Annotated in this window: 18 protein-coding genes; 11 read left to right on the plus strand and 7 right to left on the minus strand. The window is 70.9% G+C overall.

The genetic code is table 11. The annotated features are described in order from the left end of the window. Nucleotides 1-47: 47 nt before the first annotated feature. Both ACIBD9_RS13730 and guaB read right to left on the minus strand, forming a co-directional pair. Complete coding sequence (locus tag ACIBD9_RS13730) at nt 48-1166, minus strand: GuaB3 family IMP dehydrogenase-related protein (protein WP_124778268.1); 1119 nt, start codon at nt 1164-1166, stop codon at nt 48-50. Nucleotides 1167-1196: 30 nt separating this feature from the next. Then, nucleotides 1197-2759, minus strand: a complete 1563-nt coding sequence (gene guaB / locus ACIBD9_RS13735; RefSeq protein WP_350857927.1) for an IMP dehydrogenase — start codon at nt 2757-2759, stop codon at nt 1197-1199. Nucleotides 2760-2945: 186 nt separating this feature from the next. On the opposite strand from guaB, the gene ACIBD9_RS13740 reads away from it, so the two are divergent. Further along, nucleotides 2946-3365, plus strand: coding sequence for a DUF5319 domain-containing protein (locus ACIBD9_RS13740; protein ID WP_030337860.1), 420 nt, complete (start codon nt 2946-2948; stop codon nt 3363-3365). A gap of 23 nt (nt 3366-3388) precedes the next feature. Here ACIBD9_RS13740 and ACIBD9_RS13745 read toward each other — a convergent pair whose 3' ends face one another. Next, on the minus strand, nt 3389-4204 hold the full coding sequence (locus tag ACIBD9_RS13745; protein WP_396717416.1) for a response regulator transcription factor: 816 nt from the start codon (nt 4202-4204) through the stop codon (nt 3389-3391). Between the two features lie 253 nt (nt 4205-4457). Here ACIBD9_RS13745 and ACIBD9_RS13750 point away from each other — a divergent pair, with 253 nt between their 5' ends. Both ACIBD9_RS13750 and ACIBD9_RS13755 read left to right on the plus strand, forming a co-directional pair. Then, nucleotides 4458-4841 carry a WhiB family transcriptional regulator gene (locus ACIBD9_RS13750; protein WP_091406539.1) on the plus strand — a complete coding sequence of 128 codons (384 nt, stop codon included), beginning with the start codon at nt 4458-4460 and terminating at the stop codon, nt 4839-4841. Nucleotides 4842-5638: 797 nt separating this feature from the next. Further along, entirely contained in the window at nt 5639-6202 is a 564-nt protein-coding gene (locus ACIBD9_RS13755; RefSeq protein ID WP_396717418.1) for a hypothetical protein, read from the plus strand. 408 nt (nt 6203-6610) lie between these two features. Here ACIBD9_RS13755 and ACIBD9_RS13760 read toward each other — a convergent pair whose 3' ends face one another. The 3 genes from ACIBD9_RS13760 to groES form a co-directional block, all read right to left on the minus strand. Beyond that, nucleotides 6611-8263, minus strand: a complete 1653-nt coding sequence (locus tag ACIBD9_RS13760) for a molybdopterin-dependent oxidoreductase (RefSeq protein ID WP_396717420.1) — start codon at nt 8261-8263, stop codon at nt 6611-6613. A gap of 127 nt (nt 8264-8390) precedes the next feature. Next, a complete protein-coding gene (gene groL / locus ACIBD9_RS13765) occupies nt 8391-10037 on the minus strand; it encodes a chaperonin GroEL (RefSeq protein WP_396717422.1) in 1647 nt (548 codons plus the stop codon). Between the two features lie 70 nt (nt 10038-10107). Then, nucleotides 10108-10422 carry a co-chaperone GroES gene (gene groES, locus ACIBD9_RS13770; RefSeq protein WP_030330046.1) on the minus strand — a complete coding sequence of 105 codons (315 nt, stop codon included), beginning with the start codon at nt 10420-10422 and terminating at the stop codon, nt 10108-10110. Nucleotides 10423-10681: 259 nt separating this feature from the next. Between groES and ACIBD9_RS13775 the strand changes: the two genes are divergently transcribed. The 8 genes from ACIBD9_RS13775 (at nt 10682) to ACIBD9_RS13810 (ending at nt 18245) form a co-directional block, all read left to right on the plus strand. Continuing rightward, nucleotides 10682-11878: a methyltransferase domain-containing protein gene (locus ACIBD9_RS13775; RefSeq protein ID WP_396717424.1), complete on the plus strand. Its 1197-nt coding sequence runs from the start codon at nt 10682-10684 to the stop codon at nt 11876-11878. A gap of 29 nt (nt 11879-11907) precedes the next feature. Next, nucleotides 11908-12387, plus strand: a complete 480-nt coding sequence (gene ybaK, locus ACIBD9_RS13780) for a Cys-tRNA(Pro) deacylase (protein WP_396717426.1) — start codon at nt 11908-11910, stop codon at nt 12385-12387. A 179-nt stretch (nt 12388-12566) separates the two neighbouring features. Beyond that, a complete protein-coding gene (locus tag ACIBD9_RS13785) occupies nt 12567-13661 on the plus strand; it encodes a sugar ABC transporter substrate-binding protein (RefSeq protein ID WP_396717428.1) in 1095 nt (364 codons plus the stop codon). 114 nt (nt 13662-13775) lie between these two features. Next, nucleotides 13776-14594 carry an ATP-binding cassette domain-containing protein gene (locus tag ACIBD9_RS13790; RefSeq protein ID WP_007465114.1) on the plus strand — a complete coding sequence of 273 codons (819 nt, stop codon included), beginning with the start codon at nt 13776-13778 and terminating at the stop codon, nt 14592-14594. Next, entirely contained in the window at nt 14591-15853 is a 1263-nt protein-coding gene (locus tag ACIBD9_RS13795) for a sugar ABC transporter permease (protein ID WP_396717433.1), read from the plus strand. The genes ACIBD9_RS13790 and ACIBD9_RS13795 overlap by 4 nt, the downstream gene beginning before the upstream one ends. A 22-nt stretch (nt 15854-15875) precedes the next feature. After that, entirely contained in the window at nt 15876-17057 is a 1182-nt protein-coding gene (locus tag ACIBD9_RS13800; protein ID WP_387169338.1) for an ROK family protein, read from the plus strand. A gap of 19 nt (nt 17058-17076) precedes the next feature. Continuing rightward, nucleotides 17077-17373: a DUF1707 domain-containing protein gene (locus ACIBD9_RS13805; protein ID WP_396717436.1), complete on the plus strand. Its 297-nt coding sequence runs from the start codon at nt 17077-17079 to the stop codon at nt 17371-17373. A gap of 125 nt (nt 17374-17498) precedes the next feature. Continuing rightward, on the plus strand, nt 17499-18245 hold the full coding sequence (locus ACIBD9_RS13810) for a DUF4142 domain-containing protein (RefSeq protein WP_396717438.1): 747 nt from the start codon (nt 17499-17501) through the stop codon (nt 18243-18245). 32 nt (nt 18246-18277) lie between these two features. Here the strand turns inward: ACIBD9_RS13810 and ACIBD9_RS13815 are convergent, their stop codons facing one another. Next, complete coding sequence (locus tag ACIBD9_RS13815) at nt 18278-18532, minus strand: hypothetical protein (RefSeq protein WP_039906914.1); 255 nt, start codon at nt 18530-18532, stop codon at nt 18278-18280. Nucleotides 18533-18538: the final 6 nt, after the last annotated feature.

Consider the following 18538-nt stretch of genomic DNA (forward strand, 5'->3'; position numbering starts at 1 on the left):
GGCCCCGCGGTGTCGCGGGGCCGGCCTTCCGGCGTCTGACGGATCAGTCAGCGGTCGAGGACCAGACCGACCTTCTGGAACTCCTTCAGGTCGCGGTAACCGCACTTGGCCATCGCCCGACGCAGCCCACCGAACAGGTTGAGCTGGCCGTCGGCCTCGTCCGCCGGCCCGAAGAGCAGCTGCTCCATCGACCCGAGCGGCTCACCGGAGACCTCGAAGGCACCCCGGGGCAGCGACGGGTGGCTCGCCGCCGAGTGCCACCAGGCACCACCGGCGGGCGCCTCGTCGCACAGCGACAACGGCTCACCGAGCATCACGGCGTCCGCGCCGCAGCCGAGCGCCTTGGCGATGTCACCCGAGGTCTGGATGTCACCGTCGGCGATCAGGTGCACGTACCGGCCGCCGGTCTCGTCCAGGTAGTCACGGCGGGCCGCCGCGGCGTCGGCGATCGCGGTGGCCATCGGCACCCGGATGCCCAGCACGGACTCGGTGGTCGACCACTCGTCGCCACCGATGCCCACGATCACGCCGGCCGCGCCGGTACGCATCAGGTGCAGCGCCGTCTTGTAGTCCGTGCAGCCACCGACGATCACCGGCAGGTCGAGGTCGGCGATGAACTCCTTGAGGTTCAGCGGCTCGTCGGTGGTCGACACGTGCTCGGCCGAGACGATGGTGCCCTGGATGACCAGGATGTCCACGCCGGCGTCCAGGATCACCGGCGCCAACGCGAGGGTGTGCTGCGGGGAGACCCGCACCGCCACCGTGCCGCCACCGGCACGCAGCTCGCGGACCCGCTCGGCGATCAGGTCCGGGCGGATCGGCTCGGCGTACACCTCCTGGAGCCGCTTGGTGGCGCGGGCCTCCTCGTCCAGGCCGGCCAGCTCGTCCAGCACCTTCGTCGGGTTCTCGTAGCGGGTCCAGAGGCCCTCGACGTTGAGCACGCCGAGGCCGCCGAGCTGACCGAGGCGCACCGCCGAGGACGGGCTCATGGTGGCGTCGGAGGGGTGCCCGACGCACGGAATGCCGAACGGGTACGCGTCGAGCTGCCAGGACGTCGACACGTCGTCGACGTCCCGGGTACGGCGGCTCGGCACGATGGCGATGTCGTCCAGGTGGTAGCCGCGCTGCGCGGTCTTGCCCAGCCCGATCTCGACCACGTCACGCATGGGGGACTCCAGGTGGTTGGGGGTGATGGGTCAGCGGGTGTGGTAGTTGGGCGCCTCGACGGTCATCTGGATGTCGTGCGGGTGGCTCTCCTTCAGGCCAGCCGCGGTGATCCGGATGAGCTGGCCCCGGCGGTGCAGATCGGGGATGTTCTCCGCACCGGCGTACCCCATGGCCAGCCGCAGACCGCCGACCAACTGGTGGGCCACCCGGGAGAGCGGCCCCCGGTAGGGCACCTGACCCTCCACGCCCTCGGGGACCAGCTTGTCGTCGCTGAGCACGTCCTGCTGGAAGTAACGGTCCTTGCTGTACGACTTGGCCTGCCCCCGGGACTGCATCGCGCCGAGCGACCCCATCCCGCGGTACGTCTTGAACTGCTTACCGTTGACGAAGATCAGCTCACCGGGGCTCTCCTCGCAGCCGGCCAGCAGACTGCCGAGCATCACCGTGTCGGCGCCGGCCACCAGGGCCTTGGCGATGTCGCCGGAATACTGGATGCCGCCGTCGCCGATCACCGGCACACCGGCCGGGCGGGCGGCCCGGGCCGCCTCCATGATCGCGGTCACCTGCGGCACGCCGACGCCGGCGACGATCCGGGTGGTGCAGATCGCGCCCGGCCCCACGCCCACCTTGACGCCGTCGGCACCGGCGTCGACAAGCGCCTTCGCGCCGGCGTACGTGGCCACGTTGCCGCCCATGACGTCGACCGCCACGTCGGCCTTGAGCCGGCGGACCATGTCCAGCACGGCCCGCTGGTGCCCGTGCGCGGTGTCCACGATCAGCACGTCGACGCCCGCGTCGACCAGCGCACGGGCCCGCTTGTACGCGTCCTCGCCCACACCGATCGCGGCGGCGACCCGCAGGCGGCCGGCGTCGTCCTTGCTGGCGTCCGGGTACTGCTCGCTCTTGGTGAAGTCCTTCACGGTGATCAGGCCGCGCAGCCGACCCGAGTCGTCGACGATCGGCAGCTTCTCGACCTTGTGCTGACGCAGCAGCGCCAGAGCGTCGTCCTTGCTCACCCCGACCCGCGCGGTGACCAGCGGAGTGTGGGTCATGATCTCGCGGACCGGCGTGTTCGGCTCGGAGACGAACCGCATGTCCCGGTTGGTGACGATGCCCACCAACTGGCCGTCGCCGTCCACCACCGGAACGCCCGAGATGCGGTAACGCCCGCACAGCTCGTCGACCTCGCGCAGCGTGTCGTCCGGGCTGGCGGTCACCGGGTTGGTGATCATGCCGGACTCGGAGCGCTTGACCAGGTCGACCTGGAGGGCCTGGTCCTCCAGGGAGAGGTTGCGGTGCAACACGCCGATGCCGCCCTGGCGGGCCATGGCGATCGCCATCCGGGCCTCGGTCACCGTGTCCATCGCGCTGGACAGCAGCGGAATGGACAACTCGATGTTGCGGGTGAGCTTCGTCCGGGTGTTGACCCGGCTGGGCACCACGTCCGACTCGCCCGGCTGGAGCAGCACGTCGTCGAAGGTGAGGCCGAGCGGAACCACCCGGGCGGAGCCGGCCGGCAGCTCGGGCAGGTGGCCGCCCAGGTCGGCGTGCTCGACGCCGGCCGGAAGATCGGTGCTGGGCGAATTTTCCACGATTGCTCCCCTGAGCTGCTCGGATGGGCTTCAGCGAGGTGGCGCGGGCGGGCACCGGAGCGCGCCACGGTGCCGGCACGTCGCCTCATCGTACCCAGTGAGCTGGGCGACCCGTCCGTGGCAGGCCGGGCCGGCGCGGAGGCCGGGGGGCGGACGTTCGCGCCGGGTTGGGTCTACGGTGAGGGGGTGCACGACGAGCCCATCGACCCGTTCAATGGCGACCCGGCCGATCCGACCGCGGGTCTGGATGACCCGGGCGATGACGCGACGCCGGATCCGCTGACCGACGTCGAGCGGCAGGATGTGCTGGAAGACCTCGCCGATCTGGAGATCTACCAGGCTCTGCTGGCCCCCATCGGGGTCCGTGGGCTGGTGATCGAATGCGAGGACTGCCGCGAGCCGCACTACTTCGACTGGGACCTGCTCCGCGGCAACCTGCGGCACCTGCTCAACTCCGGTCGGCCCCGGGTGCACGAGCCCGCGTACGACCCCGACCCCGACCACTACGTGACCTGGGACTACGCCCGGGGGTACGCGGACGGGGTGCACGACACCCTGTCCGAGGGCACCGAGGACGAGCCGGGCGCCCCGACCGCCACCAAGTGACGTCGGCGGGCGCGGCGCTTACGTCAGGCGACCAGGCCGGCGCGGAACCCCGCCGCCACCGCGTGTGCCCGGTCCCGGGCGCCAAGCTTGCGGAACAACCGGCGGGCGTGCGTCTTGACGGTGTCCTCGGAGACGAACAGCTCCCGGCCGATCTCCGCGTTGCTCTTGCCCTCGGCCATGCCGAGCAGCACCTGAAGCTCACGCTCGGTAAGGCCGATCGACGCCCGACTGGGCCGGGCGTTCGGGGTGGGACGGCCCTGGTCGGTCTGGGCCGCCGACTCGCCGGCACCCGCCTCCGCCTCGTCGTCGCCCCGCTGGACCGGCACCGACGCCAGACCGGCCGGCCCGTCAGCGGCCGTGGCCGCCCAGCCGGGCTCACCCGAGCCACGCGGCGACGGCCCGGAGCGACCGGAACCACCCACCGCCGCAGCATCGCGGGCCGGATCGGTGATCCGCTGCCGAGAGGCTCGGCCGGGCGCGGTGAGCAGCAGTAGCGCCTTCGCCACCGCGCTGGTCAGGTCATGGTCGACATTCTGGATGAGCCCCCGGGCCCCGGCGCTGATGGTGGCCGCCGCGGCCTCGGACTCCTCGGTGCCGAGCAGCAGCACCGCCGCCTGCGGCGCACGCGCCAGGACCCGGCGGACGAAGCCGGCGCTGTCCGGGCGGGTGAGGGCCGTGTCGGCCAGGACCACGTCGGCCGGTCGCTCGGCCAGCCGCAGCATCACCTCGGGATCAGAGACGGCGGTACGAACGATCGCGGACAACCCCAGCCGCGCGGCAGCAGAAGTAAGGTGCTGGGCCGCGAGTGGTGTCCGAACGCACACAAGAACGGTACGCACTGTGGTCTCCTCTCCGCCAACGAGCAGACCATGACGCGGTCGGCTGGGGAGGGGGTTCCCGGCAATCCTTCGAACTTTTCCGACAGATGGGGCAAAAGCCGCAATTTCCCGGACGTTTTCGATCACAGACGTGTGAGTTGGCGAAAGCCCGGGTACCGGGAGATCCAGGCCGGGAACGGTGCGCCTGCGCGGCCCGCCGCCCGGATGCCGGCCATAAGGATTCTCGCGGAGCCGCGCGGGAGGAGGGGTGCTGATGTCGAACGTACGTAGACTGCCCGGACCCATCGTCGATCTCTGGGACTGGCAGCGACTCGGTGCCTGCCGAGGGCGCGACAGCGCCCAGTTCTTCCACCCCGACGGTGAGCGTGGCTCTTCCCGGCTGCGCCGCGAGTCCGCCGCGAAGTCGGTCTGCCGCGCCTGCCCGGTCCGCGCCGAGTGCGCCGCCCATGCACTGTCGGTACGCGAGCCGTACGGCGTCTGGGGCGGCTTCAGCGAGTCGGAGCGCCTGCGACTGCTCGCCGTCGGCTGGGAGGACCTGGCGGACCGCCGGCACGCCCGGGTCGACGTCGCACGGCTGGAGGCCCGCCTGGGCCGGCCGCACAAGTCGACCGTCCCGGCCCAACGCAACGTGGCCTGACCCGAGGCACCCCCAACATCCGCGAAGCCGCGCCCCCGCCCCGGGGGCGCGGTTTCGTGCCGTTCATGCGGTTCCTTGCGCCCCGCCGCCGACACGACCATGGTCAACACGGGTTCCTTGATGTCGGGGCTTCCCGTCCGCCCGGACACCCCGATCTCAATGACCCCGAGTGGATCAAGCCGGGTTGTGCGGTCGCTTGGGTAAGCAAAGACGATGCGCTGAGAGGTTTGTCCGGTCTGGGAATTCAGACTGTGCGCAGGGCTTAGGCTGCTGCGAGGTACGCGGCCTTTGTCCAGTGCTCGGATGCACACGTGGGCCGGAATCATGGCCGGGCCGGGGTCGTTACATACCCTGACGATCGCAGCACCACCGACCCGCCGCCCGACCCCTGGGCTGGTCGCGCAGGTTGGAATGCCAGCCTCCGCCCGGTCGTTACAGTCCCCACGAACGACCGCAGGCACCGCCCCGACGAGGGTGCCGGCAGGTGGGCCAGCCTCGGAATGACCCCGGCCCCCGGGCCGTTGTAGTCCCCACGAACGACCGCAGCCGCAGCCTCGACGAGAGTGCCCGGCAGGTGGGCCAACCCCGGAATGACCCCCGGCCCCCGGTCGTTACACAGGGACCCGGCGCCACGAGCCCCGCCCGTAGGCCGCCGTCAGACGCCGAGTCACCGTAGGCGTCACCCCCCCAGACTTTCCCCCTTGTTTGTGCAGCGCCGGACGAGGTGCTCACACCCTCGCCGCCGTTCCCCCCCTTTTGGCGGTCGGGGTGTCCTACCCCCGAAGGAGCTACCCCTCATGAACACGATCTTCCGTAAGAGCATGCTGTCTGTTGCTGGTCTCGCGTTCGCCGGTGGTGTCTTCGCCGGCCCGATCGCCGCCCACGCCAACCCGGCCGTGGACGCCAAGCCGGTCGCGGTGGCGGTGCAGACCAACGCGCCGAAGCCGCAGGGCGACCAGTCCCACATCACCCTCAACGACGAGCAGACCGCCAACGCCAAGGCGATCATCGCCGCCACGAAGAAGGCCGGCCTCCCGGAGCGGGCCGCGGTCATCTCGATCGCGACCAGCCTGCAGGAGTCGAAGCTGGAGAACCTGGGTCACCTCGGCGACATGAACGACCACGACTCGCTGGGCCTGTTCCAGCAGCGCCCGAGCTCGGGTTGGGGCACGCCGGAGCAGATCACCGACCCCGAGTACTCCACCACCGCGTTCCTCAAGGGTCTGAAGCAGGTCGACGGGTGGCAGGACATGCCGCTGACCGACGCCGCGCAGACCGTGCAGGTATCGGCCTACCCGGACGCCTACGCCCAGTGGGAACAGCAAGCCACCGACCTCGTCGCCCAGCACTGGAACAGCTGACCCACACCACCACCGCACCGCGAAGTCTGACAACGACCGCTGGCCGGCACCCGCAACCCCGGGGTGCCGGCCAGCGGCATTTCTGTGCTCGGAGCCCGCAGATCTTGGACACTTTCCGTTCCGCGCGAACGGAAAGTGTCCAAGATCTGCATGCACGTTCTGGGGTATCACCGGTCAACCAGCCGGCCCGACCGACCCGAAGGAGAGTCGCGGGAACCCGTAAGGCAGGTCGCGAACCAGCCCGCCGACCAAAGAGCAGGTCGCGGACACAGCCGCCGACCCACAGAACAGGTCGCGGACACAGCCCGCCGACCCGCAGAGCCGTCACACACACCGCCCACCGGAGGGCAGAGGACGCCGCGGAACACAGGTCACGGACGCAGCCCGAGGGCGACGCAGTGCCGTGGGTCAGCGGACGGTGACGGTGACCGTGTGCCAGCCGGTGGCGCCATCCGGGACGACGTCCTGCGTACGCTCGGTTTGGGTTTCACCTGTCGCGTCCGTCGCCCGGACCTGAAGTCGGTGTTCGCCCGGCGTGGCGTCCCAGCGCCAGGACCATTGCACCCAGGTGTCCACCGACACGGTCGGGGCCAGCGCGGCTTCCTGCCACTGGCCGTCGTCGACGCGTATCTCGACTCGGCGGATGCCCCGGTGCTGCGCCCAGGCCACTCCGGCGACGGTCACCGGTCCGGCGGTCAGCCGGTTGCGCCCCCGGGGCGTGTCGATCCGCGACTGGGTCTTGATCGGCCCCTGGGGGGACCAGCCGCGCGGCACCCAGTACGCGTCGAAGTCCGCGAACCGGGTCAGCTCCAGTTCGGTCACCCACTTGCAGGCCGACACGTAGCCGTAGAGGCCCGGCACCACCACCCGGACCGGGAAGCCGTGCTCGACCGGCAGCGGCTCACCGTTCATTCCGACGGCCAGCAGCGCGTCCCGCCCGTCGCGCAGCGCGGCGGTGGGGGTACCGCAGGTCCAACCGTCGACCGACCGACCAACGACCTGGTCGGCGTCGTCGTCGGGCTCGACCTCGTCCAGCAGTTCCCGCAGGGGTACGCCGAGCCAGCGGGCATTGCCGATCAGGTCCCCGCCCACCTCGTTGGAGACGCAGGCCAGCGTGACGTACCGCTCGACCAGCGGTCGGGCCAGCAGATCCGCGTAGCTGTAGGTGCGCTCCTTGCCGACCCTCCCGTGTATCCGCAACCGCCAGGTGTCCGGGTCGACCTGGGGTACCACCAGCGCGGTGTCGATCCGGTAGAACCCGAAGTTCGAGGTGACGTACGGCGCGAGCTGGGTCAGTGAGAGGTCCGCGCCTGCCGGCACGGCCGGTGCGGGGGCGACCGGCACGGGCAGGCGGATCGCGTCGCGGGCTGCGGACACGCCGCGCCGACCCGCCAGCCACCGCCCACCGAGACCGGCCACCACGGCCGTGCCGAGCAGCACCCCGCTCCCGGTGAGGAACCGCCGCCGCGACTCCGGGTCGACTTCGGCGGGCCCGACCGCCGCCGTCGGCCCAGCGGGAGTCACTGGCACCGGGCCAGCCGGCGACACCGGACCGCCGGACGACACCGGGCCAGCGGACGGAAGAGGACCAGCGGTCGGCGTGGGTGGTGACCAGGGCCAGGGGTTCAGCTCGAACGGTCCGGCGATGAACAGCCAGAGCACCAGGGCGCCGAGACCGGCGCCGACCAGCGACGGCAGCGCGTCGGCGAGGTCCGCCCCGGAGCGGGTCAGCGCGGCGGCCACCCCGATGGCGCCGAACGCGGCGATGCCGGCCAGGCCGAGTGCCAGCCGGCGGATCGCCAGTACGCCGAACAGCGCCGCGAAGCCGCCCAGCAACACGGCCGTGCCGACCAGCAGCGCGATCTTGTCGGCGGTGCCGAAGAGGTCGATGGCGAGTTGCTTCAGCGACTCGGGGACGGCGTCGACGATGACCCCGCCGACCGCGACCAGGGGCGCCGACCGGGGGCCGGTCAACACCGCGACCGGTTCGGCGATCCCGATCGCGACGGCGGCGGCGGTGATTCCGGCCAACGCGGCGTACCGCCGTGACGTGGTGCTCATCGGCCCAGTGTGCGCGATCATCTCGCCCGGTCGCCAACAACGTCAGCGTTCGGTAATGACCTGCCAGCCCACCCAACGAAGCGGGGCACACCGCCGTACGGCGGTGTGCCCCGGTGTCGCTACCGGATCAGAAGCCCGGGCCGTGCTGGTGGCCGTGACCGTGACCGTGGCCGTGCCCGCCGGCGGCGGCCGGCTCGGCCTGCTCCGGCTTCTCGACCACGAGGCTCTCCGTGGTGAGCAGCAGACCGGCGATCGAGGCGGCGTTGGTGACCGCGTTGCGGGTCACCTTCACCGGGTCGATGATGCCGGCCTTGACCAGGTCGACGTACTCGCCCTTGGCGGCGTCGAGGCCGTTGCCCCACTTGAGGTCGGCGACCTTCTGCGTCACGACGTAGCCGTCGTGACCGGCGTTCTGGGCGATCCAGCGCAGCGGCTCGACGAGCGCCTTGCGCACGACCGAGACGCCGACCTTCTCGTCACCGGTGAAGCCCAGGTCGTCGTCGAGTACCGAGAGGATCTGCACCAGGGCGGCGCCGCCGCCGGGCACGGTGCCCTCCTCGACCGCAGCCTTGGTCGCCGCGATGGCGTCCTCGATGCGGTGCTTGCGCTCCTTCATCTCGACCTCGGTCGCCGCGCCAGCCTTGATGACGGCGATGCCACCGGAGAGCTTCGCCAGCCGCTCGGCCAGCTTCTCCCGGTCCCAGTCGGAGTCGGAGGCCTCGATCTCCTTGCGGATCTGGGACACCCGGTCGGCGACGTCGGCCTTCTGGCCACCGCCGTCGACGATCGTGGTGTTCTCCTTGTCGACCACGACGCGCCGGGCGGTGCCGAGCACCTCCAGGCCGACCTGGTCGAGCTTGTAGCCCAGCTCCGGGGCGACCAGCTCGGCGCCCGTGGAGATCGCGATGTCCTGGAGCATCGCCTTGCGCCGGTCACCGAAGCCCGGGGCCTTGACCGCGCAGACCTTGAGGGTCTTGCGCAGCGAGTTGACCACCAGGGTGGAGAGCGCCTGGCCGTCCACGTCCTCGGCGATGATCAGCAGGGGCTTGCTGTTCTGCAGGACCTTCTCCAGCAGCGGCAGCAGCTCCTCGATCGCCGAGATCTTCTGGGTGGTGACCAGGATGTACGCGTCCTCAAGGACGGACTCCTGACCCTCCAGGTCGGTGACGAAGTTCGGCGAGATGAAGCCCTTGTCGAACTGGAGACCCTCGGTCACGTCCAGTTCGGTGGTGAGCATCGAGCCTTCCTCGACGGTGATGACACCGTCGCGGCCGACGCGCTCCATCGCCTCGGCGATCAGATCGCCGATCGTGGAGTCCTGCGCGGAGATCGTCGCCACGTTCGCGATCGACTCCTTGCTGGTGACCTCGGCGGCACGGCCGAGCAGCGCCTCGGAGACCTTGGTGGCCGCCGCGTCGATGCCCCGCTTGAGGCCGGCCGGGTTGGTCCCGGCGGTCACGTTGCGCAGACCCTCGCGAACCATCGCCTGGGCCAGCACGGTCGCGGTGGTGGTCCCGTCGCCGGCGACGTCGTTGGTCTTGGTCGCCACCTCCTTGACCAGCTGCGCGCCAAGGTTCTCGTACGGGTTGGTGAGCTCGATCTCCTTGGCGATGGTCACACCATCGTTGGTGATCGTCGGCGCACCGAATTTCTTGTCCAGGACGACGTTGCGCCCGCGCGGGCCGAGGGTGACCTTGACCGCGTCCGCGAGGGCGTTGACACCGTGCTCCAGCAGGTGTCGGGCGTCGTCCGAGAAGCTCAGGATCTTCGCCATTAATGTCCCTTCGAAGCGCCATTGCCCCGGCCCGGCGAGCCGGACCGGGGCAGTGGCACTGATCGGTTGCTTACTTCTCGATGACCGCGAGGACGTCGCGGGCGGAGAGCACCAGGTACTCCTCGCCGGCGTACTTGACCTCGGTGCCGCCGTACTTCGAGTAGAGGACGGTGTCGCCGACCTGCACGTCAACCGGAACCCGGTTGCCGTTGTCGTCGACGCGCCCCGGGCCCACAGCGAGGACGGTGCCCTCCTGCGGCTTCTCCTTGGCGGTGTCGGGGATCACGATGCCCGACGCCGTGGTGGTCTCAGCCTCGTTCGCCTGGACCACGATGCGGTCCTCGAGCGGCTTGATCGCAACCTTGGTCGCGGTAGTCACGGGCATACCCTCCTGGGGTACTGGTTTCGTTGCTGGCCAGCGGGGCTGACCAGCGTCAATCTGCCTCATGCCACCGGGCGGTGCCGTCGTCGCGGGTGCCGGTCCGCCTGGCGTGCGCACCCGGGTCGCGAGACCCGGAAGCTGGCACCCTCAGGGTGAGAGTGCTAATCGCAGGTTATTCCGTGGCTAGCACTCCGTCAAGGAGAGTGCCAGCGCGTCGCGCCCCGCCAGTCAGGATTTCCTGGGTGGCCGGGACAATGGCCGGGTGGATCTCGATCAGCTGGCGGCGCTGCGTACCCCCGAGGGGTCGGCCGCGCTCACGGCGGCGGCCGGGCTGGCCGGCGGTGATCCACTGGTCGCGGCGTCGGCGCTGCGCTCGGCCGGGGTGCCGCCGACGTTGGCCGCCGCGGCCCTCACCCAGGCCGAGCTGCGCCACCGGGCGACAGCCAAGTTCGGCCCGTCCGCCGCTGGGATGTTCCTCACCCGGCCCGGCCTGGAGCAGGCCACCCGCCGGGTGGTCGCCGACCGGCGGGCCGCCCGGTTGTACGCGGCCGGCGTGCGCACCCTGGCCGACCTCGGGTGCGGGCTCGGTGCCGACGCGCTGGCCGCCGCCCGTGCCGGCATCCGGGTGTACGGGGTGGAGGCCGACCCGGTGACCGCGGCGATGGCCGCCGCCAACGCCGAGGCGGCCGGGCTGGCCGAGCTGTTCACTGTCGAGTGCGGCGACGCGACCGGGTTCGACGTGTCAGGGGTCGACGGGGTCTTCTGCGATCCGGCCCGCCGCACGACCGGCACCGGGCGGCGGATCTTCGACCCGCGCGCCTACTCGCCGCCGTGGGACTTCGTCACCGGCCTGGCCGAGCGGGTGCCGCGCACCGTGGTGAAGGTGGCGCCGGGCCTGGACCACGCGCTCATCCCGCCCGGCGCGGAGGCCGAGTGGGTCGGCGTGGACGGCGATCTGGTCGAGGCCGCGCTCTGGTGCGGCGACCTGGCGGAGGTGCCCCGCCGCGCCACCCTCTACCGTCAGCGGGGCACCGAGGCCCGCCGCCACCAGCTCACCGGCTCGGGTGCCGCCGAGGCGCCGGTCGGGCCGCCGCGCCGCTACCTGTACGACCCGGACCCGGCGGTGGTGCGCGCGCACCTCGTGGCCGAACTGTCCACCGACCTGGACGCCACCCTGGGCGATCCGAGCATCGCCTACCTCTACGCCGACCAGCCGATCCGCACCCCGTACGCGCGCTGCCTGGAGATCACCGACGTGCTGCCGTTCTCGCTCAAGCGCCTGCGGACGCTGTTGCGCGACCGTCGGGTGGGCCGCGTGGAGATCCTCAAGCGGGGTTCGGCGCTCACCCCGGAGCAGCTCCGGCGGGACCTACGGCTGGCCGGGGACGAGTCGGCGAGTCTGGTGCTCACCCGGGTCGGCGGCGCACCGACGGTGCTGATCGGCCGGCCGGTCGAATAGGGCCTGACACAGGTACTAGCCTCGTCGCTGTGGCGGGACAGGGCACGCCGGCAACGGCACTGTTGGTCAAGCGCGGCATCGCGCATCGCACCCATCCGTACCGGGTGTCGCCGGACGCCCCGAACTACGGAGCGTTGGTGGCGGTGGCGCTCGGCGTGGCACCGGAGCGCGTGTTCAAGTCGCTGGTGACCGAGGTCGACGGCGCGCTCACCGTGGCGGTCGTTCCAGTCACCGGCGAGCTGGATCTCAAGGCGCTCGCGGCGGCGGTCGGCGGCAAGCGGGCGGCGCTGGCCGACCGGGCGGTCGCCGAGCGGGCAACCGGCTACGTACGCGGTGGGATCAGCCCGCTCGGGCAGCGTCGACGGTTGCCCACCGTGCTGGACGAATCCGCGCTGGATCTCCCGACGATCTATGTCTCGGCTGGTCGGCGCGGTCTGCAACTCGAACTGGCCGCGGCGGATCTGGTGGCGCTGACCGACGCCCGCACCGCGTCGTTGCAGACCCACTGACGACCGTCGTTACGTCGACTCCCCCGTGGGATACCCGGGGAGTAACAGTCGCGTTGCTGAATTGTTATCGCTCCCAACAAACTATGCACCTGCGCGGTCTTGTGGAGCCGGTGTGACGCGAAATACGTTGCCGGACACAACAAAACAACACCTCCCCCACCTCCGAAAGGACCCTGCACATGCGTAAGGGGATCCTCACCATCGCCGCCGTGGGCCTGCTCACGACCGGCGGCTTGACCGCCTGCAGCGACGACTCCGGCACCGGCTCGGCCGACTCCAAAAAGACTCCCAAGATCGGCGTGATCCTTCCGGACAGCAAGTCCTCCCCCCGCTGGGAGACGGCGGACCGTCGCTTCCTGGAGGAGGCGTTCAAGGCCGCCAACGTCAAGTACGACATCCAGAACGCCCAGAACGACAAGGCCGCATTCCAGACCATCGCCGACCAGATGATCACTAGCGGCGTCACCGCCCTCATGATCGTCAACCTGGACTCCGGCACCGGTAAGGCCGTACTCGACAAGGCCAAGTCGCAGGGCGTCGCCACCATCGACTACGACCGGCTCACCCTCGGCGGCTCCGCCCAGTACTACGTCAGCTTCGACAACGAGACCGTCGGGAAGCTCCAGGGCGAGGGTCTGGCGAAGTGCCTGACCGACAAGGGCGCCAAGAACCCCGTCGTGGCGTACCTGAACGGCTCCCCCACCGACAACAACGCCACCCTGTTCAAGGCCGGCTACGACTCGGTACTCAAGCCGAAGTTCGACTCCAAGGAGTACACCAAGGGCCCGGACGACGCCGTGCCGGGCTGGGACGGCCCCACCGCCGCGACCATCTTCGAGCAGCAGCTCACCGCGACCAAGGGCAAGATCGACGGCGTGCTGGCCGCCAACGACACTCTCGGCAACGCCGCCATCTCGATCCTGAAGAAGAACAAGCTCAACGGCAAGGTGCCGGTGACCGGCCAGGACGCCAGCGTGGAGGGCCTGCAGAACATCATCGCCGGTGACCAGTGCATGACCGTCTACAAGGCCGTCCGGGAAGAGGCCAAGGCCGCGTCCGACCTGGCCATCGCACTGGCCAAGGGCGAGAAGAAGGACACCGGCCAGACGGTGAAGGACCCGGAGGGTGGCCGGGACGTCCCCTCGGTGCTGCTCACCCCGAAGGCCATCTACAAGGACAACGTCAAGGACGTCATCGCCGACGGCTACGTGACCAAGGAGCAGATCTGCGCCGACGCGTACGCCAAGCTCTGCGCCGGCGCCGGCATCAGCTGACCGACGCCGCAGTACCCGCCGGGACGACCATCGCCGCCCGGCACGGGAGCACCCTCCCGTGCCGGGCGGCGCCCGCCGGACGGGCCCCGCCCCTCCCTTAAGAAGGAGACCCCCGTGTCCGCGACTCCCCTGCTGGAACTTCGCGGGATCGACAAGAGCTTCGGTCCCGTCCAGGTGCTCCGCGACGTCGCCCTGAGCGTCCACCCGGGCGAAGTGACCGCACTGGTCGGCGACAACGGCGCCGGCAAGTCGACCCTGGTGAAGTGCATCAGCGGCATCTACCCCACGGACGCCGGTGAGGTCCTGTTCAACGGCGAACAGGTGCACATCGGCAGTCCCCGCGACGCCGCCACGCTCGGCATCGAGGTCGTCTACCAGGACCTCGCGCTCTGCGACAACCTGGACATCGTGCAGAACATGTTCCTCGGCCGGGAGAAGCACAGCGGCATCGTCCTGGACGAGCCGACAATGGAACAGCTCGCCGCCGAGACCCTGGCGGGGCTCTCCATCCGCACCGTCACCTCGCTTCGCCAGCACGTCTCCAGCCTCTCCGGCGGTCAGCGCCAGACCGTGGCCATCGCCAAGGCGGTGCTGTGGAACAGCAAGCTCGTCATCCTGGACGAGCCGACCGCCGCCCTGGGCGTGGCACAAACCGCCCAGGTCCTCGAACTCGTCCGCCGCCTCGCCGACAACGGCCTGGCAGTGGTGCTCATCTCGCACAACATGAACGACGTCTTCGCCGTCTCCGACCGGATCGCCGCGCTGTACCTCGGCCAGATGGTCGCCCAGGTGAAGACCACCGACATCACCCACGCCCAGGTGGTTGAGCTGATCACCGCCGGGCGCTCGGGCGGGCTCGGTCTCGCCACCGACCCGGGCAGCAACGGCGACGGCCCGCAGCCGGCCGACTCGATCTCAGGAGGCGTCCGATGACCACCACCGCCGTGCGGAAGGACGGCCCCGCGGCTGTCACACCGCCGCCGACCGTCGGGAGCCACGTCCGCAACTACGTGAGCCGGGTACGCGGTGGCGACGTCGGCGCGCTACCGGCCGTGCTCGGCCTGATCGTGCTCTGCACCGTCTTCGCGATCATGCGGCCGACGTCGTTCCTGTCGGCCGGCAACTTCGCGAACCTCTTCACCCAGGGCGCGGCGGTCACGCTCATCGCGATGGGCCTGGTCTTCGTGCTGCTGCTCGGCGAGATCGACCTCTCCGCCGGCTTCGCCAGCGGCGTCTGCGCGGCGGTACTGGCCAATGTGGTCACCGTGCTCGGCTACCCCTGGTGGGTTGCCGTCCTCGCCGCGGTCGCCACCGGTGTGGTCATCGGCACCACGCTCGGGATGCTGGTCGCGAAGATCGGCATTCCGTCCTTCGTGGTCACCCTCGCCGGCTTCCTCGCCTTCCAGGGCGTCGTGTTGCTGCTCGTGCAGGAGGGCACCAACATCTCCGTCCGCGACGAGGTGCTGGTCGCCATCGCCAACCGCAACCTCGCCCCCGCGCTGGGCTGGGCGCTGACCGCCGTCGCCGTCGTGGGCTACGCGGCGGTGCAACTGCTGCGCCACCGTAACCGGGCGGCCCGTGGTCTGATCACCGACCCGCTCGCGGTGGTGGCGCTGCGGATCGGCGGGCTCGCCGTCATCCTCGGCACCGCGGTGTACGTGCTCAACCTGGAGCGCAGCCGCAACGTCCTCATCGTCTCGCTCAAGGGTGTGCCGATCGTGGTGCCGGTCATCGCGGTGCTGCTGATCATCTGGACCTTCGTGCTCCAACGCACCAGCTACGGCCGGCACATCTACGCCGTGGGCGGCAACCGGGAAGCGGCCCGCCGGGCCGGCATCGAGGTCGACCGGATCCGGATCTCCGTCTTCGTGATCTGCTCGTCGATGGCCGCCATCGGCGGAATCGTGGCGGCCAGCCGGGCCAACTCGGTCGACCCGAACACGGGGGGCAGTAACGTACTGCTCTACGCGGTCGGCGCAGCGGTGATCGGCGGCACCAGCCTCTTCGGTGGCAAGGGCCGCGTCCTCGACGCCGTGCTCGGCGGCGCGGTGGTCGCGGTCATCGAAAACGGAATGGGCCTCATGGGGTACAGCGCGGGAGTCAAGTACGTGGTCACCGGCGTCGTACTGCTGCTCGCCGCCAGCGTCGACGCGCTCTCCCGCCGCCGCGCGGCAGCCACCGGCACCCGCTGACCGCGCGGGAGGTAGCACCAGCATGCGCCCAGGACCAAGCCAGGATGACGTCCGACGGCAGAACCTCGGGGCCCTGCTGCGGCACGTGCACGTCCACGGGGCGACCACGCGTGCCGAACTGACCACCACGCTGGGTCTCAACCGCAGCACCATCGGCGCGCTCACCGCCGACCTGTCCGCGGTGGGGCTGGTCAGCGAAGGGGCACCGAAGGAGACCGGCCGGGCCGGACGACCGTCACTTGTCGTCCGGCCCGAGTCGGCCCGGGTCTACGCGTACGCGTACTCCGTGGAGGTGGACCGACTGCGCGCGGCCCGGATCGGGCTGGGCGGCGCGGTCCTGGACCGCCGGGACCTGGACCGACCGCGCGGCCTGCTGGCCGCGGAGGCCGCGCCGCTGCTGGCCGGCGCGGTCAAGGAGATGCAGCAGTTGGTGCCGGCGGACGCGATCTGCGTCGGTGCCGGCGTCGCGGTCTGCGGCATGGTCCGCCGGGACGACGGCCTGGTCCGCCTCGGTCCCACCACCGGTTGGGTGGACGAGCCGATCGGCGCGGCCCTCGCCGACGAGTTGGGCATCGACGTACCGATCACCGTGGGCAACGTCGCCGACGTCGCCGCGTTCGCCGAGCACGCACGGGGTGTGGCGGCAGGTTGCGACAACGTCCTCTACCTGTACGGCGACGTCGGCGTGGGTGCCGGCATCATCGCCGGTGGGCGCCGGCTGACCGGGCACGGCGGCTACGGCGGCGAGGTCGGCCACATGAAGGTGGTCCGCGACGGCAGGCCCTGTGAGTGCGGCTCCCGGGGCTGCTGGGAGACCGAGATCGGCGAGCACGGTCTCCTGCGCGCTGCCGGACGCTCCGACGCCCGTGGCCGCGACGCGCTGCTGGCCGTCTTCGACGCCGCCGACCGGGGGGACGCCCGAGCCCAGACGGCGGTCCGCCAGGCCGGCGACTGGCTCGGCTTCGGGGTCGCCAACCTGGTGAACATCTTCAACCCCGAGATGGTCATCTTCGGCGGCACCATGCGTGACCTCTACCTCGCGGCGGCGGCCCAGATCCGCAGCCGGCTCAACTCCAACGCGCTCGGCGCCTGCCTGGAGCACGTCCGGCTGCGTACACCGAAACTGGGTGCGGACGCGCCCCTGATCGGTGCCGCCGAGCTGGCCTTCGAACGGCTGCTCGCCGACCCCCTCGACGTGGGCTGATCCGCGTACGCTGTCCGGCGTGGATGTCGAGCTGCGCGCCTCCGACGACGACCGAAACCGGGTGGTCGCCGCGCTGCACCAGCACACCGCGGCGGGCCGGCTGACGCTTGACGAGTTCTCCGACCGGGCGGGTGCCGTGTGGACGGCACGCACCCTCGGTGACCTGGCCGCGCTGACCCGCGACCTGCCGCCCCTGCCCGACCCGGCCGCCGGCGTCGGCCGCGTCGAGCGCGGGCGTCAGGAGCTGCTGATGGTCTTCGCCGCCGCGGCGCTCACCTTGCTGCTGCTCGGCGGCCTGCTCGCCGTCACCCGCTGATCCGGGTCGCTGCGCGATGAACTGATCGCGCGATCAGTCCGTACCAGTGGGCGGACGGGCAACCGGCAGGGTACGGCTGCCCGGTCCAGACGCGTTCCGGTCCGGACCGAGGAGGCACCACAGACATGGCACCGCTCAGATCCCCCCATCGCCGACTGGGCACCCGGACCCACCGAGCGGCGATGCTGCTCATCGCGATCATCGCGGGGGTCGGTGTGCTGCCCGGCGTGGCCGTCGCCGCGCCCGCCGGTGGTGGCGGCCAGCAGCTCAACGCCGCCGACATGACGCTGCTCAACGGGGTGCGTCTGGCCGGGCTGTGGGAGATGCCAGCCGGCCAGATGGCCGCCGAGAAGGGACAGTCGGCGAAGGTCCGGGAGATCGGCGCCGGCATCGCCAGCGAGCACCAGCGGCTCGACCAGTTGGTCGTCGACGCGGCCAACAAGTTGGGCGCGAGCATTCCCAGCGAGCCGACCGCCGAGCAGAAGGGCTGGCTGGCCGAGATGCAGAAGGCCTCCGGCGCTCGGTTCGACCAGATCTTCGTCACCCGGCTCCGGGTCGCCCACGGCAAGATCTTCCCGGTGATCGGGGCGGTGCGGGCCAGCACCCGGGACGCCACGGTCCGCAAGCTCTGCGACGACGCCAACGGCTTCGTGATGCACCACATGCAGATGCTGGAGAGCACCGGGTTGGTCCGTTGGCCGGAGCTGCCGCCGGCCGCGCTGCCCGCCCCGGGTGAGGACGGGCTCTTGGCCGCCGCCTCCGCCAACGCCGGCCCGCAGGTCGGAGTCAGCAGCACCGTCGTCTGGCTGGTCTTCCTCGCCGCGCTGGGCACGGGCGGAATCGCCACCTACCGGATGTTGCGCCGCAGCTGACCAGTCAGCGGTGGCCTGGATGGTGGCTCGCGTCAGCGGTCGACCTGGGTGAAATCCCAGGAGTGCGGGGCGCGGGCCACCAGCAGGGCTGGCGGGTCCGGCAGCGGGCGCGGGCTGCTGCGCCACTTGGAGATCACCACCACGCGGTGGTCGGTGGAGGAGAAGACCTCGCTGGAGACGTGCAGCGGGTCGTGCTCCAACTCGGGCAGGGCGGTGTCGCACACCCAGGTGATCAGGTCGGCGACCCCGTACGCCTCGGCGCGCGCTTCCCACATCCGCACGATCATGTCCGC

The organism is Micromonospora sp. NPDC050784 (assembly GCF_044456765.1).
Lineage (GTDB): Bacteria > Actinomycetota > Actinomycetes > Mycobacteriales > Micromonosporaceae > Micromonospora > Micromonospora foliorum.